This is a genomic window from Amycolatopsis sp. NPDC000009 (assembly GCF_055563465.1).
The window spans coordinates 167,961-193,213 of the sequence record NZ_JBVHDI010000014.1 but is presented as its reverse complement, the minus strand read 5'-3'; the positions used below and the strand labels follow the sequence as shown (position 1 = coordinate 193,213).

At 69.7% G+C, this 25,253-nt stretch carries 19 protein-coding genes; 5 read left to right on the top strand and 14 right to left on the bottom strand.

What is annotated here, in order from left to right; translation table 11 throughout:
- Positions 1 to 48 precede the first annotated feature (48 nt).
- From ftsZ to ACZ3HL_RS30860, 5 genes are all read right to left on the bottom strand, one after another.
- Positions 49 to 1,371, bottom strand: coding sequence for a cell division protein FtsZ (gene ftsZ / locus ACZ3HL_RS30880; protein ID WP_126733686.1), 1,323 nt, complete (start codon positions 1,369 to 1,371; stop codon positions 49 to 51).
- A 250-nt stretch (positions 1,372 to 1,621) separates the two neighbouring features.
- Positions 1,622 to 2,392 (bottom strand): anti-sigma factor, encoded by a 771-nt coding sequence (locus ACZ3HL_RS30875; RefSeq protein WP_465535015.1) that lies wholly within the window; start codon positions 2,390 to 2,392, stop codon positions 1,622 to 1,624.
- Positions 2,389 to 2,997 carry an ECF RNA polymerase sigma factor SigK gene (gene sigK / locus ACZ3HL_RS30870; protein ID WP_465535014.1) on the bottom strand — a complete coding sequence of 203 codons (609 nt, stop codon included), beginning with the start codon at positions 2,995 to 2,997 and terminating at the stop codon, positions 2,389 to 2,391. Before sigK ends, ACZ3HL_RS30875 begins: the two co-directional genes overlap by 4 nt.
- Positions 2,990 to 3,718, bottom strand: a complete 729-nt coding sequence (locus ACZ3HL_RS30865; protein WP_465535036.1) for a DUF1365 domain-containing protein — start codon at positions 3,716 to 3,718, stop codon at positions 2,990 to 2,992. Before ACZ3HL_RS30865 ends, sigK begins: the two co-directional genes overlap by 8 nt.
- Before the next feature lie 5 nt (positions 3,719 to 3,723).
- Complete coding sequence (locus ACZ3HL_RS30860) at positions 3,724 to 5,001, bottom strand: NAD(P)/FAD-dependent oxidoreductase (protein WP_465418728.1); 1,278 nt, start codon at positions 4,999 to 5,001, stop codon at positions 3,724 to 3,726.
- Between the two features lie 87 nt (positions 5,002 to 5,088).
- Between ACZ3HL_RS30860 and ACZ3HL_RS30855 the strand changes: the two genes are divergently transcribed.
- Positions 5,089 to 6,360, top strand: a complete 1,272-nt coding sequence (locus ACZ3HL_RS30855) for a class I SAM-dependent methyltransferase (RefSeq protein WP_465535013.1) — start codon at positions 5,089 to 5,091, stop codon at positions 6,358 to 6,360.
- Positions 6,360 to 7,145: a DUF1295 domain-containing protein gene (locus ACZ3HL_RS30850; protein ID WP_465535012.1), complete on the top strand. Its 786-nt coding sequence runs from the start codon at positions 6,360 to 6,362 to the stop codon at positions 7,143 to 7,145. The genes ACZ3HL_RS30855 and ACZ3HL_RS30850 overlap by 1 nt, the downstream gene beginning before the upstream one ends.
- Here the strand turns inward: ACZ3HL_RS30850 and ACZ3HL_RS30845 are convergent.
- Complete coding sequence (locus tag ACZ3HL_RS30845; RefSeq protein ID WP_465535011.1) at positions 7,132 to 7,641, bottom strand: DinB family protein; 510 nt, start codon at positions 7,639 to 7,641, stop codon at positions 7,132 to 7,134. The genes ACZ3HL_RS30850 and ACZ3HL_RS30845 overlap by 14 nt on opposite strands.
- A 221-nt stretch (positions 7,642 to 7,862) precedes the next feature.
- Here ACZ3HL_RS30845 and ACZ3HL_RS30840 point away from each other — a divergent pair, with 221 nt between their 5' ends.
- Positions 7,863 to 9,170, top strand: coding sequence for a wax ester/triacylglycerol synthase family O-acyltransferase (locus ACZ3HL_RS30840; protein WP_465535010.1), 1,308 nt, complete (start codon positions 7,863 to 7,865; stop codon positions 9,168 to 9,170).
- Between the two features lie 69 nt (positions 9,171 to 9,239).
- On the opposite strand, the gene ACZ3HL_RS30835 is transcribed toward ACZ3HL_RS30840, so the two are convergent.
- From ACZ3HL_RS30835 to gltB, 5 genes are all read right to left on the bottom strand, one after another.
- Entirely contained in the window at positions 9,240 to 10,631 is a 1,392-nt protein-coding gene (locus ACZ3HL_RS30835; protein WP_034319228.1) for a class II 3-deoxy-7-phosphoheptulonate synthase, read from the bottom strand.
- A 79-nt stretch (positions 10,632 to 10,710) separates the two neighbouring features.
- The gene (locus ACZ3HL_RS30830; RefSeq protein ID WP_465535009.1) at positions 10,711 to 11,643 is read right to left on the bottom strand and encodes a trypsin-like serine peptidase; all 933 of its coding nucleotides are present in this window, start codon (positions 11,641 to 11,643) and stop codon (positions 10,711 to 10,713) included.
- Between the two features lie 128 nt (positions 11,644 to 11,771).
- Positions 11,772 to 13,163: an alpha/beta hydrolase gene (locus tag ACZ3HL_RS30825; RefSeq protein ID WP_465535008.1), complete on the bottom strand. Its 1,392-nt coding sequence runs from the start codon at positions 13,161 to 13,163 to the stop codon at positions 11,772 to 11,774.
- Between the two features lie 353 nt (positions 13,164 to 13,516).
- Entirely contained in the window at positions 13,517 to 15,025 is a 1,509-nt protein-coding gene (locus ACZ3HL_RS30820) for a glutamate synthase subunit beta (RefSeq protein ID WP_465418743.1), read from the bottom strand.
- On the bottom strand, positions 15,018 to 19,586 hold the full coding sequence (gene gltB, locus ACZ3HL_RS30815; protein WP_465535007.1) for a glutamate synthase large subunit: 4,569 nt from the start codon (positions 19,584 to 19,586) through the stop codon (positions 15,018 to 15,020). The genes ACZ3HL_RS30820 and gltB overlap by 8 nt, the downstream gene beginning before the upstream one ends.
- A gap of 327 nt (positions 19,587 to 19,913) precedes the next feature.
- On the opposite strand from gltB, the gene ACZ3HL_RS30810 reads away from it, so the two are divergent.
- Positions 19,914 to 20,699, top strand: coding sequence for an SDR family oxidoreductase (locus ACZ3HL_RS30810; protein ID WP_465535006.1), 786 nt, complete (start codon positions 19,914 to 19,916; stop codon positions 20,697 to 20,699).
- Positions 20,700 to 20,707: 8 nt separating this feature from the next.
- The gene (locus ACZ3HL_RS30805) at positions 20,708 to 21,772 is read left to right on the top strand and encodes an NAD(P)H-dependent amine dehydrogenase family protein (protein ID WP_465535005.1); all 1,065 of its coding nucleotides are present in this window, start codon (positions 20,708 to 20,710) and stop codon (positions 21,770 to 21,772) included.
- A gap of 64 nt (positions 21,773 to 21,836) precedes the next feature.
- Here the strand turns inward: ACZ3HL_RS30805 and lgt are convergent, their stop codons facing one another.
- Genes lgt through ACZ3HL_RS30790 form a run of 3 tightly spaced genes read right to left on the bottom strand, consistent with a single transcriptional unit; the run spans position 21,837 to position 25,203 of the window.
- A complete protein-coding gene (lgt, locus tag ACZ3HL_RS30800) occupies positions 21,837 to 22,865 on the bottom strand; it encodes a prolipoprotein diacylglyceryl transferase (RefSeq protein WP_465535004.1) in 1,029 nt (342 codons plus the stop codon).
- A gap of 29 nt (positions 22,866 to 22,894) precedes the next feature.
- On the bottom strand, positions 22,895 to 24,064 hold the full coding sequence (locus ACZ3HL_RS30795; protein ID WP_465535003.1) for a M20 metallopeptidase family protein: 1,170 nt from the start codon (positions 24,062 to 24,064) through the stop codon (positions 22,895 to 22,897).
- Positions 24,061 to 25,203 carry an amidohydrolase family protein gene (locus tag ACZ3HL_RS30790; protein WP_465418757.1) on the bottom strand — a complete coding sequence of 381 codons (1,143 nt, stop codon included), beginning with the start codon at positions 25,201 to 25,203 and terminating at the stop codon, positions 24,061 to 24,063. Before ACZ3HL_RS30790 ends, ACZ3HL_RS30795 begins: the two co-directional genes overlap by 4 nt.
- Between the last annotated feature and the right edge of the window lie 50 nt (positions 25,204 to 25,253).

The following is a 25,253-nucleotide window of genomic DNA, read 5'->3' as shown; positions in this document are numbered from 1 at the left end:
CCCCTCGACTGTAGTCAAGGAGGCCTTCACGGAACGTACTGGCGAGAACTACCGCCGCATGAACGGGGGAACGTCGACCTCGTCGTCCGACGGGTCGTCGTGCACCGGGGTGGCGCGGCCGGGCAGGCTGCCGTGGTTCGAGTTCGACCCGATCGGCGAGTAGCCGCGCGAACCGCCGCCGGGCTGCGGGAGCCCGCCGGTCATCGAGCCGTTGCCCTCGTTACGGGCGGACGGCATCGGCGTGTGGGTGCGCGGCGGCGCGACCGGGTAGCCGTTCGAACCGGTCGACGGCACCGGCGTGGCACCCGAAGGCGGGCTCTGCACCGGGGTCGCCCCGCCGCCGTTGACCTGACCGGCCTGCGCGGACGCGGTCGAGTTCGAGCGGGAGCCGAACGCCGGCGGGTCGAGCTTCTTGTGGGTCGGGGTGCCCGCGTCGAAACCGGCCGCGATCACGGTGACCCGGACCTCGTCGCCGAGCGAGTCGTCGATGATCGTCCCGAAGATGATGTTGGCGTCGGGGTGCGCGGATTCCTGCACCAGCGAAGCGGCCTCGTTGATCTCGAACAGGCCGAGGTCCGAGCCGCCCGCGATCGACAGCAGCGCGCCGTGCGCCCCGTCCATCGACGCTTCCAGCAGCGGCGAGTTGATCGCCTTCTCCGCCGCCTGGATCGCCCGGCCCTCGCCGCGCGCCGAGCCGATGCCCATCAGCGCGGAGCCCGCGCCGGACATGACGCTCTTGACGTCGGCGAAGTCCAGGTTGATCAGACCCGGCGTGGTGATCAGGTCGGTGATGCCCTGGACACCCGAAAGCAGGACCTCGTCCGCCGAGCGGAAGGCGTCCATCAGCGAGACGCCGATGTCGCCCAGCTGCAGCAGCCGGTCGTTCGGGATGACGATGAGGGTGTCGCATTCGTTGCGCAGCTGCTGGATGCCCTCTTCGGCCTGCTTGCTGCGGCGCTTGCCCTCGAAGGTGAACGGGCGGGTGACGACGCCGATGGTCAGCGCGCCGAGCTTGCGGGCGATCTGGGCGACGACCGGCGCGCCACCGGTGCCGGTGCCACCGCCCTCGCCCGCGGTCACGAACACCATGTCGGCGCCCTTGATGACCTCTTCGATCTCTTCGCGGTGGTCCTCGGCGGCCTTCTGCCCCACCTCGGGGGCGGCGCCGGCACCGAGGCCGCGGGTCAGTTCCCGGCCGATGTCGAGCTTGACGTCGGCGTCGGACATGAGCAGTGCCTGAGCGTCGGTGTTCACCGCGATGAACTCGACACCCTTGAGGCCGACCTCGATCATGCGGTTCACGGCGTTCACTCCGCCGCCGCCGATACCGACGACCTTGATCACCGCAAGGTAGTTGTGCGGGGGCGTCATCGGAGCCGCCTTCCTGATCGTGTGTGCTCGTGCTGCCCGCCGGTCGCTGAGCCTGTCCCGAACCCTCGAGCTGAAGTTCAGATTGAGAGTTATGTCAACTGCCGACGTTGAAGCAGGACGGTATGCACCAGGCTGGCTCGAATCCAGTAGCCACGCCGTGTGTCGCAAAGGTGTTTTGCCACAACATGTTCGCGGGCGCAAGAGCGAGACCCGGTCGCGGCGGCGAACGGCGGCCTGGTAAAGGCGAAGATCAGGTCGGCATGGACATGACCATGACGACGTCCTTCGACGGCGTCCCGGTCGGTGATCCGCCCGCCTGTTCGACGCTGAGCGCGAACTTCTCGGCGCCGCCGATTCCTTCGGCGACCAGCAGCGCACCGTCCTGACCACCGGGAATGAGCCCGGCGGGTTTGGGCGCGGTGCCCGGGTACATCAACCAGGCCTGGTAGGTCCGGCCCGGTTCGTTCTTCGGCAGTTGCGTCGCCATGAACACCAGCCGGTCCTTCGCGCGCGACATCATCACGGTCCCGCCGCCGCCCGCCGAGGTCTCGGCGTGCCCGGTCCGGAGGTCGGCGGCCGAAAGGACGTCGGCGACCGGGGCGTACCGGTCCGCGTACTCCGCCGCCCGCTCCCGCGCGGCGGTCAGCTGCGAGTGGTTGTCGTAGGCGATCCCGCCGAACACGGCGGTGCCAGCCAGCCCGACGACCGCGGCCGCGACCGCGGCGATCGCCCAGCGCGGGGCGCGACGCCGGTCCTTGACGCGCTCCCCGCCGCCGAACCGCGTCATCGGCGGCTGCTGCCTGGTCGCCATCGCCTCGGCGAGCACGCGGCGTTTGAGTTCGGGCGGCGGGTCCTCGGCCAGGGCGGCACCGAGCCGGGTCGCGGTCATCTGCAGTTCGAGGACCTCTTGCGCGCACGACGCGCATTCGGCGAGGTGCCGCTGGAACTGGGCACGCTCCACATCGGACAGCGCGTCGACGGCGTAGGCGCCGGTGAGCGTGTGCATCTCGGGCATGGTCATGCCGTCACCCCCAAACAGTCCCGGAGCCTGATCAGGCCGTCCCGGAGCCGGGTCTTGATGGTTCCGTGCGGGGTCTGCAGCACCTCTGAGACCTCGCGATAGGTATAACCCTGGTAGTAGGCGAGCAGCACGGATTCCCGTTGCAACTCGGTCAAGCTCGTGAGACAGCGGCGTACCTGCGACTGTTCCCATCGGGCGGCGACCGCCTCGGCCACCTCGTCGAAGGGCCGGGCGCGGGCGGCCTCGAAGGTCGCCTTGACCTCGCGATCCGAACTGGCGCGCGCCGAGCGGACGCGGTCGACGGCACGGCGGTGCGCGAGCGTCATGGCCCAGTTCAGCGCGCTCCCCCGCTCCGGGGAGTAGCGCGTGGCCGTCCGCCACAGCTCCACCATGACCTCCTGCGTGACCTCTTCGGACTGCGCGGCGTCACGGAGGATCCGGCGCACGAGACCGAGGACCGGGCCGGCGAGTTGGTCGTACAACGCGTCGAAGGCGCGCTCGTCGCCCTTCGCGACCCGGACGAGCAGATCCTCGGCCGTCGGACCGGCCGGTTCGCCTTCATGGGGTACGGGCGCCATCCGGCGCGGGCGTGCCGATTCATCCATCAAGCGTGCCTCCGGCCGTCTGCGGCGTCCGCTGGGTGATCGGAGCCTTCTTCAACCACAGTTTGACGCCATGCCGCCGGATCAGCGCGGAGACCCGGTGCGGCATGAGCGGACGGGTGACGAGCATGTGCGTCAGCCACTTGGCGGTGGCGGGCCGCCGCACACCGCGCAGCGACGCGGTCAGCGGCGTCCGCCCGTCACGACGGAGGGCGATCTTGACCGAGAGCAGCGACTCCGGCCGCGGCACCTCCATCCGGTACTCGCCGTCCATCGGCTGGAACGGCGAGACGTAGAACTCCTTGTCCGCGAAGGCGTTCCCGTCGGCGTCGGGTCGCAGGAGGTACGCGTGCCTGCCGCCGTAGGTGTTGTGGACCTCGGCGACGACGCATTCGAGCGCCCCGTCGGGCCGGTGGCACCAGTACAGGGTGATCGGGTTGAAGTTGTGGCCGAGCATCCGTGCCCCGGCCAGCATCAGCACCCGGCCGCCGCGCAGGTCGACGTCGCGCGCCGCGAGCCAGCGGTCCAATTTGGACCTGATGCTGGAGGTGTCCTCGGGTGCGAAGTGGTCTCGCGAATCGAAGCGGGCGAAGGGGCGCAGCCACCACGGGAGCTTCGGTGGCACGTCGAGGTCGACGAACCACAGGTAGATCCGGTGGGCGAACGACATCGGCGGGTCGTCGCGCCGGACATGCGCCACCGTGGAGTCGTAGAGCACGGCCATGACGGTCACCAGCGCACCCCGAAATTCTCGGCCGCGCGCACGCCGGACGCGCAGCCGTCCTCGTGGAACCCCCAGCCGTGATACGCGCCGGCGAAGGCGACCGTGTCGTCGCCGAGCTCGGCCAGGCGACGCTGGGCGGCCACGGATTCCGGGGTGTAGACGGGGTGCTCGTAGGTCATCTTGGCCAGCACCGAACCGGCTTCGGGCACGGTGCCCGGGTTGAGCGTGACGACGTAGCCGGTCGGTTCGTCGAGCCGCATCAGGCGGTTCATGTCGTAGGACACCTGGACCGCGCCGTGGCCGGCACCGCAGAACGGGGTGGCGTAGTTCCAGCCCGCGCGCGCCGAATCCGCCGTCGGGAGCACGCCGGTGTCGGTGTGCAGCCACGCCTCGTTGCTGGAGTACCGGAACGAGCCGAGGACCTCGCGCTCGGCCTCGGTCGGCGAGGAGAGCAGCTTCAGCGCCTGGTCCGCGTGCGTGGCCAGGACGACCTTGTCGAGCCGGTGCCGCGTGTCGGCGTCGTCGCGGACCTCGATGCCCCGGGCCGTGCGCTTCACCGAACGGACCGGCGTCGACAGGTGTACGGCCGTCAGCTGCTTGGCGGCCAGTTGGACGTACTCGCGCGAGCCGCCGACGACGGTGCGCCACCTCGGTGACCCGCCGACCGACAGCATCCCGTGGTTGCGCAGGAACTCGAACAGGTACCGTGCGGGGTACCTCAGCGTGTCGGTGCGGTCGGCGGACCAGACGGTCGAGACGACCGGGAGCATGAAGTGGTCGACGAAGTACTTCGTGTACCCGCCGATCGCGAGGAAGGCGCCGAGGGTGACGTCTCCGGCCTCGGGCGCTTCGAGGACGCGCTTCGCGTGCCGGTGGAAGCGTTTGACGTCGGCGAGCATCCGCAGGTAGCGGCCCCGTGCGACGTTGCGCGGCTGCGCGAACAGCCCCGTCAGACCCTTGGCGCCGGCGTACTGGAGACCGCAGCCGTCACAGCGGATGCTCATCGACATCTCGGTGTCGCGGGTGGCGACGCCCAGTTCGGCGAAGAGGCGGAGCAGGTTCGGATAGGTACGCTCGTTGTGCACGATGAACCCGGAGTCGACGCCGACGGTGCCGCCGTGCGCGCTCGGGACGTCGTGGGTGTGCGCGTGCCCGCCCAGCCTGTCGTCGGCTTCGAACAGCAGTACCTCGTAGCGGCGTTGCAGCAGGTACGCGGCCGTGAGACCGGCCACGCCACTGCCGATGACCCCGATGCGTCGACCTTTGGTTTGCACGTGAAGCATTCGGAGCCGGATCGGGCGAGGATTGGATCTCGTGAACCGGCGCGGCATCCGACCCATCCCTTTCCGGTCCGGGAGCGAATGACGACTATGCCGAACAGTCCCGCGTCCCGCCTAGTCCCGTTCGCCGAGCGGCTCCTCGGCGGCTCCCTTCCGGTCGGCCTGCGTACCTGGGATGGCGTACGCGCCGGTCCGCCGGATGCCCCGACCGTGGTTCTCCGCAACCGCCGTGCCCTCCGCCGTCTCCTCTACTCACCCGGCGAATTGGGTCTGGCCAGGGCGTACGTCTCAGGTGATCTCGACGTCGAAGGCGACCTCGCCGACGGATTCCGCCGGATCTGGGCACTGACCCGATCGGGTGCCGCGCGTGGCGCGAAGCTCGGCCCGCGCGAATGGGCCGAAGCGCTGCGGATCGCGGTGGGCCTCGGCGTCGTCGGGCCGCCGCCCAGACCACCCGCCGAGGAAGCCCGGCTGTCCGGGAAGCTGCACAGCCTCCTCCGGGACAAGTCGGCCATCGCGCACCACTACGACCTCGGCAACGCCTTCTACCAGCTGTTGCTCGACGAATCGATGGCCTACTCGACCGGGTACTGGACCTCCGACGAGGAGGGTTACGGCGTCGAGCAGGCCCAATGGGACAAACTCGAGCTGATCTGCCGGAAGCTCGGCCTGCGGCCAGGGATGCGGCTGCTCGACGTCGGCTGCGGCTGGGGCTCGCTGCTGGTGCACGCCGCGAAGCACCACGGCGTCCAAGCCGTCGGGATCACGCTGTCGGCGGAGCAACGGCAACACGTCCGCGGCCGGCTCGCCCAGCACGATCTGGAGGAACGGGTCGAGGTCCGGCGGCAGGACTACCGCGAGCTGGCCGACGAGCCGTTCGACGCGGTCGCCACCATAGAGATGGGTGAGCACGTCGGCGAGGAGAACTACCCCGAGTACACGCGGACGCTGTACCGGATGCTCAAGCCCACCGGACGGCTGGTCCTGCAGCAGATGTCCCGTGGCGCGGTGGCCCCCGGCGGCGGCGCGTTCATCGAGCGCTACATCGCCCCCGACATGACGATGCGGCCGTTGAGCCGCACACTCGGGCATCTGGAGGCCGCCGGGTTCGAGATCCGCGACGTCCACGCGCTGCGCGAGCACTACGTGCGTACGGTCCGGGCATGGGAAAAGACGCTCGAAGGCAATTGGGACGACGTCGTGGCACTGATCGGTGAATCCGGTGCGCGGGTCTGGCGGCTGTACCTGGTCGGCGGGGCGCTCGCGTTCGAGGAGAACCGGATGGGCGTCGACCAGATCCTGGCGGTCCGTTCATCCGACGAGGGCTTGAGCGCGATGCCCGCCACCCGGGAGTGGTCCTGATGCCTCTCGGTGGGACTCTCGCGATCACGGCGGGCGCGACGCTGCTGGCCTTCGTCGTCACCTTCGGCATCGCGCGGTGGCGGAAGCGGTACGACACCGTCGACACGCTGTGGGGGCCGGGCTTCGCGCTCGTCGCGCTGGTCGCGGCGCCCCTCGGGGACGGGTCGGTCGCGCTGCGCGTGGTCACCGCGCTACTGACCGCGGTCTGGGGCGTGCGCCTCGGCGTCCACCTCCACCTGCGCAATCACAAGCTGCCCGAAGACCCGCGCTACGTGCGGATGGCCGAGAACGCCGGGGAGAATCCGGCGCTCAAGCTGTTCGTCCGCGTGTACCTGGTGCAGGCCGTGGTGCTCTGGTTCGTCTCCCTGCCGGTCCAGTTCGCGATGTACGGCGGCACCTTCGGGGTGACGGCGTGGCTCGGCGTCGCGGTGTGGCTGGTCGGTTTCGGGTTCGAAACGATCGGCGACGAGCAGCTGCGGCGCTTCAAGGCCGACCCGGGCAACAAGGGGAAGGTGCTCGACAGCGGGCTGTGGCGCTACACCCGGCATCCGAACTACTTCGGCGACGCGTGCGTGTGGTGGGGCCTGTATCTGCTGGCGTGTTCGAGCTGGGTGGGGGCGGCGACGATCCTGTCGCCGATCGCGATGACGTACACGCTGGCCAGGGGGACCGGAAAACCTTTGCTGGAGAAGGGTTTGCGGCGTTCACGGCCGGGATACGCGGCGTACGTCGAGCGGACCAGCGGGTTCTTCCCGCTGCCCCCGCGCCGCGTCACTCCCCGGTGAGACCGTCCGTCAGTTCGCGCAACAGGTCGAGGTGGCCGGCGTGCCTGCCGGTCTCCTCGATCATGTGCGCGACCACGAACCGGACGTTGACCTTGCGATCGCCGCGGAAGGGGACCTCGTCGTCCAGCCCCATCGCCTCGACGATCTTGCGGCTCCGCTCGCACTCGGCCTCGTAGGCGGCGAGCAACTGCTCGATCGGGGTCTGCATGGCGACCCGGAATTCGGCGTCCGGATCGGCTTCCAGTGCCTCCTTCCAGACGTCCTCCTGCCCGTTGAGCACCACGTTGAACCAGTACTGCTCGACGAGGGTCAGATGCCCGAGGAGACCGGCGACGGTGGTCAGTTCGCTGGGGACGAGCGGCCGCCTGGCCTGCTCGTCGGTGAGGCCGGAGCACTTCCACACGACAGTGGCGCGGAGGAAGTCGAGGAAGCCGTTCAGCTGTGTGCGCTCGTCGCCGGTGAGCGGCGGTTCGGGGCGCTTCGGTTCGTCGGTCATGGTGGTGCAGTCTGCCGGTTTCCTCGGATGATCCGCTAACGAGTTACCCCGGGACGCACTGTCCACCATCTGTCGCAGAGCCGTGGTCCATGTCCGAACGCGATCCCATCGTTCGAGTGAAACCAGCGGTAGTTAGCGCCGAGGAAACATGACGACCACCCGCCCGTCATGTCAGGCTGGTGCAGTTGTGCCCATCGCCGGAGTACCGAGAAAGGTCACTGATGTCAGGCCTGCAGCTGAGCGCACTCGATGTCGCTTTCCTTTGCCTGGAAAGCGAAACGACGCCCATGCACATGGGGGCGGTGGTCACCTTCCGCCCGCACGGGCAGGTGCACGCGCGCGAGCTGACCGCGCTGCTCGCCGAACGGGCGGCCCGGCTCCCCAAGCTGCGTCAGCGACCTCGCACCGCGCTGTTCCCGCCCGGCGCCGCCACCTGGGCCGAGGACCCGGATTTCCTTGCCAGTGAACATATTTCACATCACCACCTGAGCTCCCTGTACGAGCCGGACCCGCTCTCCGCCTACGCCTCGCACTGGATGGGACGGCCGCTCGACACCGGAAAACCCTTGTGGGACTTGCATCTCGTCACCGGCCTGCCGGACGGCGAGTTCGCGTTGCTGCTGAAACTGCACCACGCCCTCACCGACGGGGCGGGCGCGTACGCCGTCGCCGTCGGCCTGCTCGACGCACTCCCCCGTGCACCGAGGCGTCCGCACAGCGGGACCGGGCCGCCCGCGCCTCGCTCCCCTGTGGACGCCGTCAAGGAAGCCGTCGGTTCGACGCTGGCCCAGGCAGGCATCGCCTCTTCGGTCGTCCGCGCGACCCGTTCGCCGCTGTCGCCGATCAGCGCGCCGCCGTCGACCGAACGACGGCTCGGTCTCGTCCGGCTGGACACCGCCGAGATCCGGCGGATCCGCCGGGCCCACGGCGGGACCGCCAACGACGTCGTGCTGGCGATCCTCAGCGGCGCGCTGCGCGACTGGATGATCAACCGCGGCCAGCGTGCCGACGACCGGACGCTGCGGGCGCTCATCCCGGTCAGCGTGCGCGGGCGCTCCGCCGAGCAGCTCGGCGGGAACAAGCTGTCCGGTTATCTCTGCGAGCTGCCGGTCGGCCTCGACGATCCGGTCGAGCGGCTCCTGGCCGTCCAGCGCGAAATGGGCCGGAACAAGGCGGCGGGCCCGGCCCGGGGCGCGGGCGCGTTCCCGCTGCTCGCCGACCGGATGCCGCCGATGCTGCACCGGCTCGGCTCGAAGGCCGCCGGGCTGGCCGCGCCGCTGCTGTTCGACCTCGTGATCACCACGGTGCCGGTGCCGCCCAACCGGCTCACCCTCGACGGGGCGAAGGTCTCCGGCGTGTACCCGTTCGTGCCGCTGGCGCCGCGGCAGGCGATCGGGATCGCGGTGGCGACCTATCGCGACTCGGTCCACATCGGACTTCAGGCGAACGGGGCGGCGGTCTCCGACGTGGGTTCGCTGCGGGACGGCGTGCTCAAGTCGGCCTCGCGCCTGCTCGACACTGTTCACTGAAGCGCGTGAAGGCCCCCTTCCCTCGGCTGAGCCGAGGGAAGGGGGCCTTCACGCGCTAGGTCGAGCCGGTCAGCCGCGCAGCATCTCCGCGACCAGGAACGCCAGCTCCAGCGACTGCTGAGTGTTCAGGCGCGGGTCGCACGCGGTCTCGTAGCGGCCGGAGAGGTCCAGATCCGAGATCTCCTGCGCGCCGCCGAGGCATTCGGTGACGTCCTCGCCGGTCAGCTCGACGTGGATGCCGCCCGGGTACGTGCCGAGCTTGCGGTGCACCTCGAAGAAGCCCTGCACCTCGTCGACGATCCGGTCGAAGTGCCGGGTCTTGTAGCCCGTCGACGACTCGTGCGTGTTGCCGTGCATCGGGTCGCACTGCCAGATGACCTTGTGCCCGGACGCCTCGACCTTCTCGACGATGGCGGGCAGCACCTCGCGCACCTTGCCGTTGCCCATCCGGGCGATCAGCGTCAGCCGTCCGGGCTCGTTGCGGGGGTCGAGCCGGCGGACGTACTCGACGGCCTGCTCGGGCGTGGTCGTCGGGCCGATCTTGAGGCCGATCGGGTTGGCCAGCAGTTCGGCGAAGGCGATGTGCGCGCCGTCGAGCTGCCTGGTCCGCTCGCCCACCCACAGGAAGTGCGACGACAGGTTGTACAGCTTGGGGTTCGCCGCGTCCGCGCGGTCCATCCGCAGCATGGAGCGCTCGTAGTCCAGCAGCAGCGCTTCGTGGCTGGCGAAGATCTCGGTGGACTGGAGCGAGGTGTCGGTGACGCCGCAGGCCGACATGAACCGCAGGCCGCGGTCGATCTCCGAGGCCAGCGCCTCGTAGCGCTCGCTGGCGGGCGAGGACTTCACGAAGTCCTTGTTCCAGTCGTGCACCTGGTGCAGGTCCGCCATGCCGGCGCCGGTGAGCGCGCGGACGAGGTTCATCGCGGCGCCCGCGTTCGCGTAGGCGCGGATCATCCGGCCGGGGTCGGGCACGCGGAGTTCCGGCTTGGCGACGAGCGAGTTGATGATGTCGCCGCGGTACACCGGCAGGCCGAGCGCGTCGGTCGACGCCGAACGCGGCTTCGCGTACTGGCCGGCGATCCGGCCGACCTTCACCACCGGCAGGCTCGCGCCGTAGGTGAGGACGACGGCCATCTGCAGCAGGGTGCGCAGATTGGCGCGGATGTGCGGCTCGGTGTTCGACTCGAACGTCTCCGCGCAGTCACCACCCTGGAGCAGGAACGCCTCGCCGCGGGCGACCATGGCGAGCCGGTCGGAGAGGCGGTCGATCTCGGCGGGGACGGTGATCGGCGGCACGCTCTCCAGCACGCCGCGCACGCGCTTCGTCAGCTCGGCGTCCGGCCATTCGGGCTGCTGCGCGGCGGGCCGGGAAAGCGCGTCGTCGAGCCGGTCACGCAGCTCGGGCGGCAGAGGAGGCAGTTCGGGGAGCGTGTCGACGGGAACGTCCACTGTCCAGTTCACAGGCACCAGGATATGCCGCGCCGAAAGCCGCCCGCCCACCGGGACGAAACTCCCAAGGAGTGGGCGGGCGGCGGGTTGATCAGGCGGCCTGCGCCTTGTTGTAGAGATTCTGCGCGTCCGTGCCGAAGTACGGACCGAACATGTAACCGGGCAGGAAGTTGTAGCCGAAGCTGTTCACCGAGGCCTGGACACCCGCGCCGGTCGCCTCGCTGAAGTTGAGGAACCACGGGCCGCCGCTCGAACCGCCGGTCATGTTGCAGCTCATGCCGTGGTCCTTGGTGAGCAGGAAGTCGGTGAACGTGCTCCCGCTGCAGTAGATCAGCTTCGACCCGTCGTACGGCGCCGCCGCCGGGTACCCGAACGTGTACATCGACTGGTTGCGCGCCTGGTTGAACGCGATCCCCTGCGCGCCGACGACGTCGGTCAGCTTCTGCCCGTTGAGCGGGTTGACCACGGCCGCGCCGATGTCGTAGTTCATGTCCTCGCTCGCTTCCCACTGCGGAGTGGTCAGCGTGCTCTTCGCGGCCCAGGTTCCGTAGGGCGTGTTGCCGTTGTTGTAGCCGGGCGCGAAGGTCCAGTTGGTGTGCCAGGCGCCCTGGTACTTCACGCAGTGCCCGGCGGTGATCACGACGCTGCCGTTCGTGCTGGTGACCGCGTCACCGGAACACGACGCGTTCCGGCCGCCCATGGTGAAGAACACCCGGCCCGCGGTCTGGACGACCTTGCCCGCCCCGGTCCAGGCGCCCCCGCCGTTGGGGATGCTCTGGATGATCGTGCTCGTGCCCTTCGCGACGTCCTTCGGCGTGAAGGCGGGCGCCTGGACCAGCTGTTCGATCGGCACCGCCGACCGCATCCGCTCGGGTGTCCAGTAGGCCGCCACCGTCCGCGCGTCGGTCGCTGCCTGATGGTGGACCGGTCCGGCGTGCGCGGGACTCGCGACGGCGGTCAGCCCCGTCACCGCCAGCCCGACGAGCGCCGCCAGGATCCCCGTCCGGGAAGCCGTCCTCTTCATGGCGTACCACCTTTCGCCACCGGTGAATTGCCGTATGACTTGCACGACATTTCGAAAGTATTTGTCCTGCTACCAGGCGTACAAGCGGCCGTTCGGCCGCATCCGTGGCGGTGGATGGGCCGTTCGGTCTAGCGGCAGTGCGTATCGGCGACCGGGCGGACGCCGTCGCGCAGATACCGGACGACGAAGTCGTCGCCGCAGGCGTTGCCCATGGTGAAGACGCCGTGCCCGCCGGCGTCCACGGTGACGAACTTCGCCCGTGCGCCCAGCGCCGACCGCATCTCGCGGGCGCCGGCGAGCGGGGTCGCCGGGTCGCGGAGGTTCTGCACCAGCAGGATGTTCGACGGTCCGCGGTCGTGGATCCGCACCGGCGGCTCCCGGCGTTCGACCGGCCAGAACGCGCAAGGCGTGATGTTGGCGGCGGCGGGGCCGAACATCGGATGCGTCACGCGGGCCCGTTCGACCGCCTTTTGGTAGTAGCGAACGCTTTCCGGCCAGTCCGAGTCGTTGCAGAGCACCTGCAGCTGAAGCGCGGCGTGATTGTCGGTGTCGAGAGGCCCGCCCTGCGCCTTCGCGGCCGGAGCGGCCCATCGCTCGGCGAGACCGGGGAAGTTCGCGTCGTCGTACAGCGCTCCCCAGGTGTCGCTTCGGATCCCTGGGCGCTTTTCGACCAGCTGAAGGAACTTCGCCGTCACCTCGGCCGGGGTCCGCCCGAGGTGGTAGATGTCGTCGCGCGCCGCCGCCCACGCCGTGAAGTCGCCGAAACGATCGTCGAAACCGTCCGCGAAGCGCTGATGTGCCCGGACGTCCAGCCCGTCGGGACCGAGCAGGCTGTCCAGCACGATCCTGTCCGTGCGCGCGGGGAACATCGACGCGTAGGCGGCGCCGAGATAGCTCCCGTACGAGACGCCGTAGTACGAGATCTTCCGCTCCCCCAGCGCCTGGCGGATCCGGTCCATGTCGCGCGCGGTATTGGTGGTGGTCATCTGCGGCAGGAGATCCGCGGTCTTCGACTCGGCGCACTGCTTCGCCACCACGCGGGACTTCGCCGCCTTCTCGGCGACATCACGCGGACCCTCCGCGTACGGGCCGACGAGGATGAACCGCTGTTCCTCGCTCAGGTCACAGGTCACCGGCGTGCTGTAGGTGGTCCCGCGCGGGTCGAATCCGATGACGTCGTAACTGTCGAGCAGGCCGGACTGCCCCTGCCGCTGCGCGAGTTGCGTGGGCATCGCCAGGCCGGGGCTCCCCGGGCCACCGGGATTCATCAGCAGCACGCCGCGCCGCTTCGGCGACTTACTCGCTTTGCGGGAGACGGTGAGTTCGATGGTCCGGCCGCCGGGGTCTGCGTAGTCCAACGGCACCTTGAGTTTCGCGCATTCCAGCCCCTCGGTCGGTGAGGGTGTCACGCCGTAGTCCGGGCACGGCGACGTCCATTTCAGTGCCGGAGCCGCCTCGGCGGTCGCCGGAACGGCTACGGCCAAGGGGAGGAAAGCCAGTATCGCCAACGTTTTTCTCATGCGGAGAGCGTGGCGTGACCGGCCGCCCTACCGCGTCGGACCGGAGCATGACCCGGACCCTCCACCTTCGGGAGGAGCGGGGCCTGACGTTGGTCTTGGGCCTCGTGAGGGGTAAGGACGGTTCTGGCCGAGGGTGTCTCAGGTACCTACTGGCTCCGGCCGCCCTGATGCCGGGCCCGGCCACGGCCGACGTTGCGAAAGCCACTTTCGCAACGTTGAAGGTTGCGAAAGTGGCTTTCGCAACCCGCCGGCCGAGCCCAGCACCCAGCAGAGCCCCGGTAACGAGTGGGTCTGGTCTCGTGAGTGTTTAGGACGGTTCTAACCGTCCTAAACACTCACGAGACCGACGTTCGTCAGACCACCGCGAGCGGCAACGCGGTCGGGTGCACCGGAGCGGGCAGGTCCGAAGCGCCGGTGAGGTACGCGTCGACGGCGCTCGCCACCGAACGTCCCTCCGCGATCGCCCACACCACCAGCGAGGCACCGCGGTGCGCGTCGCCGCAGACGAACACGCCGGGCGATTCGGTCTGCCAGTCCGCGCCGCACGAGAGCGTGCCGCGTTTGGTCAGCGAGAGCCCGAGCCCGTCCAGCAGCGGCATGTGCTCGACACCCTCGAACCCGATCGCGAGCAGCACGAGGTCGGCGGGCAGCTCCTCGACCTCGTCGTTGACCGGGGTCACCATCCGCTTGCCGGTCTCCGGGTCCTTGACCACCCGGACCTGCCGGAGTTCGACGGCGCGCACGTTGCCCTCGTCGTCACCGATGAACCGGGTGACCGCGACGGCGAACTTGCGCTCGCCCGCCTCTTCGTGCGCGGGGTAGGTGCGCAGGATGTACGGCCACGTCGGCCACGGCGAGCGGTCGTCGTCCCTTGTGGACGGTGGCGTCGGGTACTGGTCCAGCTGGGTCACCGAAAGCGCGCCCTGACGGGTCGCGGTGCCGTACGAGTCGGCCCCGGTGTCACCGCCGCCGATGATGACCACGTGCTTACCCGCCGCGTCCACAGTGGACGGTCCGTCGCCCTCGACGTACTTGTTGGCCGGGACCAGATGCTCCATCGCCAGGTGGATCCCGGCCAGCTCGCGGCCGGGCGTGGTCGTGTCGTCGCGACCGCGCAGCGCGCCCACGGCGAGGACCACCGCGTCGTACTCCGCCCGCAGTTCCTCCACGGTCAGGTCGACGCCGACCTCGCAGCCGGTGACGAACTTCGTGCCCTCCTTGCGGAGTTGGGCGAGCCGCCGGTCGAGGACCTTCTTCTCCATCTTGAACTCGGGGATGCCGTACCGCAGCAGGCCGCCGAGCCGGTCGTCCCGTTCGTAGACGGTCACTTCGTGGCCGGCGCGGGTCAGCTGCTGCGCGGCCGCGAGCCCGGCGGGGCCGGAGCCGACGACCGCGACCCGCTGCCCCGACGACACGGCCGAGACCTGCGGCTGCACGTAGCCCGCTTCCCAGGACTGGTCCGCGATCGTCTGCTCGACCCGCTTGATCGACACCGGACCGCCGGACAGCGGCGAGACCGACAGGACGCACCCCGCCTCGCACGGCGCGGGGCACAGCTTCCCGGTGAACTCGGGGAAGTTGTTGGTGGCGTGGAGCCGGTCGCTCGCCGCGGCCCAGTCACCGCGGCGCACGAGGTCGTTCCACTCCGGGATCAGGTTGCCCAGCGGACAACCGGAACCACTGGAGTGACAGAACGGGATGCCGCAGTCCATGCACCGCGAAGCCTGCTTGCGCACCTGTTCGTTGCGCTCGGCAGGCTCCACCTCGGCGTACACCTCGCCCCAGGTGGCGAGACGCTCCTCTTTGGACTTCTTCTTCGGCTCTTCACGGTCGTACTTCAGGAAACCCGTCGGATCAGCCACGAGCGGCCTCCATGATCGCTTCGTCGACGTCGCGGCCCGCGGCACGCGCCGCCTTCGCCGCGTCAAGGACACGCTGGTAGTCGCGGGGCATCACCTTGGTGAACGCCGCCGAGCGACGCGGCCAGTCGCCGAGCAGCGACGCGGCCACGGCCGAACGTGTGAGGTCGTAGTGCTTCTGCACGGTCTTCTTGAGCCAGGCGAGGTCCTCGGACGACGGCGTCTGGAGGTTCACCATCTCCTCGTTGACCTTGCCGCGGTCCAGGTCGAGCACGTAGGCCTCGCCGCCGGACATCCCCGCCGCGAGGTTGCGCCCGGTCGGGCCGAGCACCACGGCCTGTCCGCCGGTCATGTACTCGAAGGCGTGGTCGCCGACGCCCTCGGCGACGACCACGGCACCGGAGTTGCGCACGCAGAACCGTTCGCCGACCTGGCCACGCAGGAACATCTCGCCGCCGGTGGCGCCGTACGCGAGCGTGTTCCCGGCGATGGTCTGGCCCTCCGCGGCGAACTTCGCGTCCGGATGCGGGCGCACGATGATCCGCCCGCCCGAAAGACCCTTGCCGACGTAGTCGTTCGCGTCGCCGACCATGTCGAGCGTGATGCCGCGCGGCAGGAACGCGCCGAGCGACTGCCCGGCGGAACCGGTCAGCAGCACGTGGATCGTGTCCTCGGGCAGGCCCTCGCCGCCGTAGCGGCGGGTGATCTCGGAACCGAGCAGCGTGCCGACGGTCCGGTTCACGTTCCGCACCGGCAGTTCGAGCCGCACCGGATGCGCGTCCTCCAGCGCCGCCTCGGCGAGCTGGATCAGCGTCCGGTCGAGCGCGTGCTCCAGGCCGTGGTCCTGCGTGCGCGTGCGCCGCTTCGCCCCGCCGTAAGGCGTTTCGGTCGGCATCTCGAAGATCGGCGCGAGGTCGAGACCGGAGGCCTTCCAATGCTCGACCGCCTCGTCGGTGTTCAGCATCTCGGCGTGCCCGATGGCCTCGTCGAGCGTGCGGAAACCGAGTGCCGCCAGCGTTTCCCGGACCTCTTCGGCGACGAACCGGAAGTAGTTCACGACGTGGTCGGCCTGACCGGTGTACCGCTTGCGCAGATCCGGGCTCTGGGTCGCGACGCCGACCGGGCAGGTGTCGAGGTGGCAGACGCGCATCATGACGCAGCCCTCGACGATCAGCGGCGCCGTCGCGAAGCCGTACTCCTCCGCGCCGAGCAGCGCGGCGATGACGACGTCCTTGCCGGTCTTCATCGCGCCGTCGACCTGCACGGTGATCCGGTCGCGCAAACCGTTGAGCAGCAACGTCTGCTGCGTCTCGGCGAGCCCGATCTCCCAAGGGGTGCCCGCGTGCTTGAGGGAGTTCATCGGGGAGGCGCCGGTGCCGCCGTCGTGGCCGGAGATGAGCACGACGTCCGCGTGCGCCTTGGACACGCCTGCCGCGACCGTGCCGACGCCGAGCGAGGACACCAGCTTCACGTGGATGCGGGCGTTCTCGTTGGCGTTCTTGAGGTCGTGGATCAGCTGCGCCAGATCCTCGATCGAGTAGATGTCGTGGTGCGGCGGCGGCGAGATCAGCCCGACGCCCGGCGTCGAATGCCGCGTGCGCGCGATCCACGGGTACACCTTGTTCGGCGGCAGCTGCCCGCCCTCGCCCGGTTTCGCGCCCTGCGCCATCTTGATCTGGATGTCGTCGGCGTTGACCAGGTACTCGCTCGTCACACCGAACCGGCCGCTCGCGACCTGCTTGATCGCGCTGCGGCGCGCCGGGTCGTAGAGCCGCTCGGGGTCTTCGCCGCCCTCACCGGTGTTCGACCGGCCACCAATGCGGTTCATCGCGATGGCGAGCGTTTCGTGTGCCTCGGCCGAGATCGAGCCGTAGGACATCGCGCCGGTGTTGAAGCGTTTGAAGATCGCCTCGACGGGCTCGACCTCGTCCAGCGGGACGGGCTCGCGAGCGCCTTCGCGGAAGGAGAACAGCCCGCGCAGCGCGCCGCCCTGACGGTACAGGCGGTGCACCTCGTCGGAGTACTTCTTGTACACCTCTTCCCGGCCGGTCTTCGTCGCGTGCTGCAACAGGAAGACGGTCTCCGGGGTGAACAGGTGCAGTTCGCCCTCGCGGCGGTACGCGTACTCGCCGCCGGTCTCGAGTCCATGGTGGACCCGATCGGTCGGGTTGTCCGGGTACGCCCGGCGGTGCCGCGTGGCGACCTCTTCGGCGAGCACGGTCAGCCCGACGCCGCCGAGCTTCGACGACGTCCCGGTGAAGTACTCGTCGAGCAGATCCTGGGCCAGGCCGAAGGATTCGAAGACCTGCGCCGCGGTGTACGCGCCGACGGTCGAGATGCCCATCTTCGACATGATCTTCAGGACGCCCTTCACGAGCGCCTTGACGTAGTTGCGGATCGCCTTGGCGGGCTCGATACCGGTGACCGCGCCGGTCGAGATCATGTCCTCGATGGTCTCGAAGGCCAGGTACGGGTTCACCGCCGCGGCGCCGTAGCCGAGCAGCAGCGCGATGTGGTGGACCTCGCGGGCGTCGCCGGTCTCGACGACCAGCGCGACGCGGAGCCGCTCCTTGGTGCGCACCAGATGGTGGTGCACCGCGGACACGAGCAGCAGCGACGGGATGGGCGCCATCCGGTGGTCGGAATCGCGATCGGACAGTACGAGCGTGCGCGCGCCCGCCTCGATCGCCTCGGATGCCTCGCGCCGGACCCGCTCGATCGCGGACGCCAGCGCGTCGGCCCCACCATCCACTTCGTACAGTCCGGAAAGGACACTGCACGCGAAGCCGGGAAGGTCGCCGTCGTCGTTGATGTGGATCAGCTTGGCGAGTTCGTCGTTGTCGATCACCGGATACGGCAGCTGCACGTGACGGCAGGAGGCCGGGCCGGGGGCGAGCAGGTTGCGCTCGGGGCCCATGATCCGGCTCATCGAGGTGACGAGCTCTTCGCGGATCGCGTCCAGCGGCGGGTTGGTGACCTGCGCGAAGTTCTGCTTGAAGTAGTCGTAGAGCAGCCGGGAACGCTGCGACAGCACCGCGGGCGGGGTGTCGGAACCCATCGAGCCGATCGGCTCGGCCGCCTTGACCGCCATCGGCGCGAGGAGGATCTTCAGCTCTTCTTCGGTGTAGCCGAAGGAAAGCTGCCGCCGCAGCACGGAATCGTGGCTCTGCACGATGTGGTCGCGGTCCGGGAGGTCGGCGATCTGCAGGAGACCGGCGTGCAGCCAGCCCTCGTACGGGAGTTCCTTGGCCAGCTCCGACTTGACCTCTTCGTCGTCGACGATCCGGCCCGCTTCGGTGTCCACCAGGAACATGCGGCCGGGCTTGAGCCGCCCCTTGGCCACGACGTCCGCGGGGGCCACGTCGAGCACCCCGGCCTCACTGGCCAGCACGACACGGTCGTCCGCGGTGCGCCACCATCGGGCTGGCCGCAGGCCGTTGCGGTCGAGCACCGCGCCGACGAGGGTGCCGTCGGTGAAGGTGACACAGGCCGGGCCGTCCCACGGCTCCATGAGGCTGGCGTGGAACTGGTAGAACGCACGACGCTGTGCGTTCATCCCGGCGTGGTTCTCCCACGCTTCGGGGATCATCATCAGGACCGCGTGCGGCAGCGACCGCCCGCCGAGGTGCAGCAGCTCCAGCACCTCGTCGAAGGAGGCGGAGTCCGACGCGTCGGCCGAGCAGATCGGGTACAGGCGGGTGAGGTCGCCGGGGATGAGATCCGATTCGAGCAGCGCCTCACGGGCGCGCATGCGGTTGCGGTTGCCCCGGATGGTGTTGATCTCGCCGTTGTGCGCGACGAACCGGAACGGATGCGCCAGCGGCCACGACGGGAAGGTGTTGGTGGAGAACCGGGAGTGCACGAGCGCGATGGCGCTGGTGAGCCGGGTGTCGGTCAGATCGGCGAAGAAGAGCGGGAGCTGTTCGGGGGTCAGCATTCCCTTGTAGACGATGGTCCGCGAGGACAGCGACGGGAAGTAGGTGCCGCAGCCCGCGGTCACGCTCTCGTTCTCGACGCGCTTGCGGAGGCAGAAGGCCAGGCGGTCCAGCTCGAGCCCGGCGGGACATCGACCGTCGGTCTCGGCGCCCGCGACGAACAGCATCGCGAAATGCGGCATCACCGAACGCGCCGTCGGGCCGATGTCGGCACGGTCGGCGTCGACCGGGACCTCGCGCCAGCCGAGGACGTCGAGGCCCTCTTCGCCGGCGATCCGCTCGATCAGGGCGATGGCCTTGGTCCGCTCCTCGAGGTCCGAGGGCAGGAACCCGATCCCGGTCGCGTAGGTCTGCTGACCGTCTGCGTCCGCCTCGGGCAGGGTGAAGTCCACTTCGGCCCGCAGCAGCTCGTCCGGGAGCTGCAGCAGGATGCCCGCGCCGTCACCACTGGTCGGCTCCGCTCCGGCGGCGCCGCGGTGGTCGAGGTTCGTCAGCGCGGACAGGCCGTCGGTGACGATGCCGTGCGAACGCCGCCCGCGGACGTCGGCCACCATGGCCACACCGCAGGAGTCCTGTTCGGATTCGGGATCGTAGAGACCCTGTTTGCCTGGAATGGCGGAGAAGATCATGAAGGGACCTCCTTCGTCGTCTGTGCTCAGCGGCCGGGCGGGGCCGGCCGGGGGAATGCGCACGGGACGACGATGGCCCGTTCGTTAGCGCGACTTTAACACCTGTGAAACACGTCGGCATCAGTTCGGCGGGCGCGAAAGCCCGCCGATGGGTAACGATCTGGACGCCCGGAACGACACAGTTCTTGATGAGGTCACAGTAGTTCGTTCCGCTAAGTATATGTCCCGTTCCGGGATGTCACGAGACTCGGTGAGGCGACCCTAGTCACTCCAGGCGCCCGGCGCGAGCCCAGGACACCGGAAATAGAACGTGTTACAGTTCCGCGCATGATCCTGGACCGTTTCCGGCTCACCGACCAGGTCGCCGTGGTCACCGGCGCCGGACGCGGGATCGGCGCGGCGACGGCCATGGCCCTCGCCGAAGCCGGTGCCGACGTGGTGATCTCGTCCCGCACCGAAGCCCAGCTCGACGAGGTGGCGGCCCTGGTCGCCGCCACCGGCCGACGCGCGCACGTGGTGCCCGCCGATCTCAGCGACCCGGCGGCCGCGGGCGAGCTGGCGCGGATCGCGACGGCGGAGTTCGGACGGCTGGACCTGGTGGTCAACAACGTCGGCGGCACCTATCCCCGGCCGCTGCTGGAAACCAGCGCCGGCTTCCTCGAAGAAGCCTTTCGCTTCAACGTTTCCACCGCGCACGCGCTGACCGTGGCGGCGGCACCGTCCTTACTGGAGTCGGGCGGGTCGGTCGTCAACATCTCGTCGGTCATGGGCCGCGTGACCGGCCGGGGCTTCGCCGCATACGGGACGGCGAAGGCCGCGCTGGCGCACTACACCCGGCTCGCGGCGGCCGATCTCGCGCCGAAGGTGCGGGTGAACGCGATCTCGGTCGGCTCGGTGGCGACCTCCGCGCTCGAAGTGGTGGTGGGCAACGACGAACTGCGCGGCCGGATGGAGGCCGCCACTCCCCTGCGCCGGATCGGCGAAACCGAGGACATCGCGGCCACCGTCGTGTTCCTGGCGTCGGGCGCGGGCCGGTACGTCACCGGCAAGATCATCGAAGTCGACGGTGGATTGCAGGCTCCGAACCTGGAACTTGGTCTGCCCGATCTGTAGGAGGCGCCGTGCGCGTGGTCCAGTGGAGTACCGGGAACGTCGGCCGCCACGCGCTGGCCGGGATCGACGCCCGCCCCGATCTCGAGCTCGCCGGGGTCTGGGTTTCGAGCGAGGCCAAGGCGGGCGTGGACGCCGGGGAGCTGGCCGGGCTCGGGCGCCCGCTCGGTGTCGCGGCCACCACCGACGCGGACGCGCTCATCGCGCTGAAGCCGGATTGCGTGCTCTACACGGCGATGGCCGACGACCGGCTGCCCGAGGCCGTCGAAGACCTGAAACGCTTCCTGCGCGCGGGGATCAACGTGGTCTCCAGCAGCCCGGTGTTCCTTCAGTACCCCGAAGGTGTCGTCCCGCCGGAGATGATCGAGCCGATCCGGGAGGCTGCCCGCGAAGGCGGAGCCTCACTGTGGGTCAACGGCGTCGACCCCGGCTTCGCCAACGACTGGCTGCCGCTGGTGCTCACCGGCGTATGCGAACGGATCGACGAGGTTCGCTGCCTGGAGATCCTCGACTACTCGACGTACAACCAGGCCAAAGTGCTGTTCGACATCATGGGCTTCGGCCGGGAGATGGACGATCTGCCGCTGTTGCTGCAGCCCGGCGTGCTGTCGCTGGCCTGGGGCAGCGTCGTGCGGCAGCTCGCGGCCGGGCTGGACGTCGAGCTCGACGGCGTCGAGGAGGTCTACGAACGGCTCCCGGCTCCCGAGACGTTCGAGATCGCTTCGGGAACGATCAAAGAGGGCACGGCGGCGGCGCTGCGGTTCGAAGTGCGCGGCATGCGCGGCGGACGGGCGGTCTGCGTGCTGGAGCACATCACGCGCCTGCGCGGCGACCTCGGGCCGGACTGGCCGCAGCCGAGCGGGCAGGGCTGCTACCGAGTCCAGGTGACCGGGGAGCCTCAGTATGAACTGGACCTGCGGTTGGTCGGCACCGACGGTGACCACAACACCGCCGGGCTGAAGGCGACCGCGATGCGGCTGGTGAACGCGATCCCGGCGGTGGTGGCGGCTCCGCCCGGGCTGCTGACGGCGCTGGACCTGCCTTTGGTGACCGGGCGGGGCCTGGTCTCTCCCTGAAGTCCGTGAAGGCCTCCTTGCCTACCCTGAGGGTAGTGAAGGAGGCCTTCACGGACTTGCGGCGCTACTTCTCGGGGTCCGGCTTCGGGTCCTCGGTCGCCTTGTCGACGGCGGAGTCCCGGACGGTGTCCGGAGCCGCGGCGACCTCCGCGTGCGACTCAGCGGAGGCCGAGTCGGAGTCGGCGTCCTCCCGCGGAACGTCCTTGCTCCACAGCGTTTCCGGCGCTTCCCGCGGCCCCCGTTTGGCGGCGAGGACGAAGTACGCGATCGCCGCGGCGAACAGCAGGATCGAGGTCCACACGTTGACCCGCAGGCCGAGGATGTGGTTCGCGGTGTCCGTCCGCATCATCTCGATCCAGAACCGGCCCGCGGTGTACCCGGCGACGTACAGCGCGAACACGCGGCCGTGGCCGAGGCGGAACTTCTTGTCCGCCCAGATGACCAGCAGCGCGACACCGAGGTTCCAGAGCAGCTCGTAGAGGAACGTCGGATGCACCGGGCTGTCCGGCAGCGGGACGTGCCCGAGCGCGACGCCGTTCAGGAAGTCGTCCGGGTTGGCCGGGTTGTAGCGCTGGTAGATCTCCAGGCCCCACGGCAGGTCGGTGTGCGCGCCGTAGAGCTCCTGGTTGAAGTAGTTGCCGAGCCTGCCGATCGCCTGCGCGATCACGATCCCCGGCGCGAGCGCGTCGGCCATCGCGGGCAGCGGGATCCCCTTGCGGCGGCAGGCGATCAGCGCGCCGACCGCGCCCAGCGCGATGGCACCCCAGATCCCCAGGCCGCCGTCCCAGATCTTCAGCGCGTTGAGCGGGTTCTTGCCCTCGCCGAAGTACAGCTGGTTGTCGGTGACGACGTGGTACAACCGCCCGCCGACCAGGCCGAACGGCACCGCGAAGACCGCGATGTCGATGACCGTGCCCTTCGTGCCGCCGCGGTTCGCCCAGCGCCGCTCACCCAGCCAGATCGCCACGATGATGCCGGCGATGATGCAGAGCGCGTAGGCCCGGATCGGGACCGGCCCGATATGCCAGACGCCCTGGTCGGGACTGGGGATGGTCGCGAGGAACGCTGCCGAGGCGGTATTCACGTCGGCCACCGTAGCGCTTCATCCACTTCTTGGGGGCGTCAGCCCTCGACGGCGGCCAAATAGCCCGCGATCAGCGCCGACGCGACGTGCCCGATGGCGGCGTCGGGCGGCAGGAACAGCTCGTCGTGCAGGCTGGGCGCGCCCGCGGTGTCGCCGAGGCCGACGAACATCATCAGCCCGCGCGTCATCCCGCAGTAGTGCGCGAAGTCGTCGGCGCCGAACGACCGGAAGTCGGTGTCCACACCCGCCCCCGTCCGGACGAACCGCCGGTGCGCGCGCTGGGTGAGCCCGGCGTCGTTGTGCAGCACCGGTTCGCACGGGCTGATCTCCAGTTCCGCCCGGCAGCCGTGCGCCTTCGCGGTGCCGTGGACGACCTCGGCGAGCCCCTCCAGGGCGAGGTCGCGGTCTTCGGCGCGCATCAGCCGCAACGAGCCCGACAGGCGGGCCTCGTTCGGCACGACGTTCGCCGTCGTCCCGGCTTCGATCCGCCCGACCGAGCAGACCGCGCCGAACACCGGGTCGACCCGGCGGCTCGCGAGCTGCTGCAGGCTCACCACGATCTGGCTGAGCGCGAGGATCGGGTCCCGCAGCAGATGCGGATACCCGGCGTGCCCGCCCTGGCCGCGGACGACGACGTCGAATTCGTCGGTGGAGGCGTTGACCGGTCCCGGCACCGCCGAAACCACGCCCGCCGCGAGCCTGGGCTGCACATGCGCGCCGATGACGGATTCGACGCCGTACTCGGTGAGCACGCCCGACTCGACGATGTCCAGCGCGCCGGACGGCGACGTCTCCTCTCGCGGCTGCAGGAGCGCGAGGAGCGGCCGCGGCACCCCGACGACGGCGGCCGCGCGGCAGGTGGCGACGAGCGCGGCCATGTGGACGTCATGTCCGCATGCGTGCATCAGCGACGTCTCGGAGGCCCACGGGATCCCGGTGCGCTCGGTGACCGGCAGCGCGTCCAGTTCGGTGCGCAGCGCCACGGCCGGTCCCGCCCCGGTGCCGGGGAGCAGCACGGCGCGCCCGGTCTTGGCGACCGGGACCCCTTCGTCGACGCCCAGCGCCTCGACGACGACCCGCGCGGTGTCCTCCTCGTCGCCCGACGCGCGTGGATCGGCGTGCACCCGGTGCCGCAGCTCGATCGCGGACGGCAGTTCCGCCTCGACGGCGGCCTCCCAGCGGTCCTGCAGTTCGTCCAGTTCCGTCATGTCCCCTCCAGCCCGTACACCCGTTCGGCGTTGCGGTGCCCGACCAGCGCCGCTATCCGATGCGCGTCCACTTCGGACAGTACGTCCGAAGTGAGCCCCGCGTACAGGAAGTCGGACAGTCCTTGCCGGAACAGCGCGGTGCCGAGGTGGTACAGCTCGGCGAGCCCGAACGCGTCCGTGGAGAACAGCAGCTTCCCGAACGGCACCATCTCCATTGTCTCCGCGATGATCGCCGGCGCACGATGACCGGCGTTGTGCGTCGCGAGTCCCACGTCGATGAACACGTGCTCGAAGACCTGCGCCAGATACGCGGCGTTCCGGTGGAAGGGATAGTTGTGCAGCAGCATGATCGGGACCCCGTGTGACCGGGTGGCCCGCAGCAGCCCGGTGAGCAGCAGCGGATCGCAGCGGTGCAGGTCCACGTCGGAGTCGCCGAAGCCGACGTGGAACTGGATCGGCAGGGCCAGGTCGATCCCGGTCCAGATCAGGAACCGGTGCAGCACCTCGTCCGCGAGCCGGACCGGTTCCCCCGCCTCGATCCGCGCGAGCCAGCGGCCCGCCGCTTCGGCCACTTCGGCGTCCGCCGGCCGCTCCCCCGCCAGGTCGAGGCCGACGCGGTAGGCGGCGATGGACTTGAACCCGACCGCGGTCGTCGCGCGTCTCGCCAGCTCCGCGGCGAAGTCCGACGCGAATCCGGCCGCGGTCGTGGCGCCGATCACCGTTTCGGCGACCTGTTCGAGCCGGACGATGTCCCGTGCGCGGGCGCCGGACAGGGCGGCGAACTGCTCGGTGGTGGTCAGCGTGTCCGGCAGGAATCCGCCGTCGAGCAGGAATTCGGTCGTGCCGGTGGCGCGCAGGAACCGCGCGTTGACCTCGGTGGCTCCCAGCTCGGCGCGGCGGGCCAGATAGACCTCGGCCGGAACGTGCGGCGGCAGGTCGAGCACCGGGGCGCAGCGGGCCCGGACCGCGAGCCCGATCAGCGAGTCGAACAGGGTCGTGCCCAGTGACGAGACGGTGTCGGCCTCGGTGAGCAGCTGTTCGAACTCGATCCGGCCCAGATCACCGGTGACGACGCCGTGGCAGTGGTGATCCACCAGCCTCGTCCTGGCGACGAACGGCAGGATCGGGGTTGCCGGCATGGGCGCGTCCCTTCTCGTGATCGACGAGTGCGGCCTCACCCTATGACCGG

Coding starts and splice junctions, on each gene's coding strand:
- ACZ3HL_RS30840 (WP_465535010.1), top strand. CDS start 7,863: ATGTCAGGCCTGCAGCTGAGCGCACTCGATGTCGCTTTCCTTTGCCTG.
- ACZ3HL_RS30790 (WP_465418757.1), bottom strand. CDS start 25,203: ATGCCGGCAACCCCGATCCTGCCGTTCGTCGCCAGGACGAGGCTGGTG.
- ACZ3HL_RS30850 (WP_465535012.1), top strand. CDS start 6,360: ATGCCTCTCGGTGGGACTCTCGCGATCACGGCGGGCGCGACGCTGCTG.
- sigK (WP_465535014.1), bottom strand. CDS start 2,997: ATGGATGAATCGGCACGCCCGCGCCGGATGGCGCCCGTACCCCATGAA.
- ACZ3HL_RS30845 (WP_465535011.1), bottom strand. CDS start 7,641: ATGACCGACGAACCGAAGCGCCCCGAACCGCCGCTCACCGGCGACGAG.
- gltB (WP_465535007.1), bottom strand. CDS start 19,586: ATGATCTTCTCCGCCATTCCAGGCAAACAGGGTCTCTACGATCCCGAA.
- ACZ3HL_RS30860 (WP_465418728.1), bottom strand. CDS start 5,001: ATGCTTCACGTGCAAACCAAAGGTCGACGCATCGGGGTCATCGGCAGT.
- ACZ3HL_RS30855 (WP_465535013.1), top strand. CDS start 5,089: ATGCCGAACAGTCCCGCGTCCCGCCTAGTCCCGTTCGCCGAGCGGCTC.
- ACZ3HL_RS30795 (WP_465535003.1), bottom strand. CDS start 24,064: ATGACGGAACTGGACGAACTGCAGGACCGCTGGGAGGCCGCCGTCGAG.
- ACZ3HL_RS30830 (WP_465535009.1), bottom strand. CDS start 11,643: ATGAAGAGGACGGCTTCCCGGACGGGGATCCTGGCGGCGCTCGTCGGG.
- ACZ3HL_RS30825 (WP_465535008.1), bottom strand. CDS start 13,163: ATGAGAAAAACGTTGGCGATACTGGCTTTCCTCCCCTTGGCCGTAGCC.
- ftsZ (WP_126733686.1), bottom strand. CDS start 1,371: ATGACGCCCCCGCACAACTACCTTGCGGTGATCAAGGTCGTCGGTATC.
- ACZ3HL_RS30865 (WP_465535036.1), bottom strand. CDS start 3,718: ATGGCCGTGCTCTACGACTCCACGGTGGCGCATGTCCGGCGCGACGAC.
- ACZ3HL_RS30875 (WP_465535015.1), bottom strand. CDS start 2,392: ATGACCATGCCCGAGATGCACACGCTCACCGGCGCCTACGCCGTCGAC.
- ACZ3HL_RS30810 (WP_465535006.1), top strand. CDS start 19,914: ATGATCCTGGACCGTTTCCGGCTCACCGACCAGGTCGCCGTGGTCACC.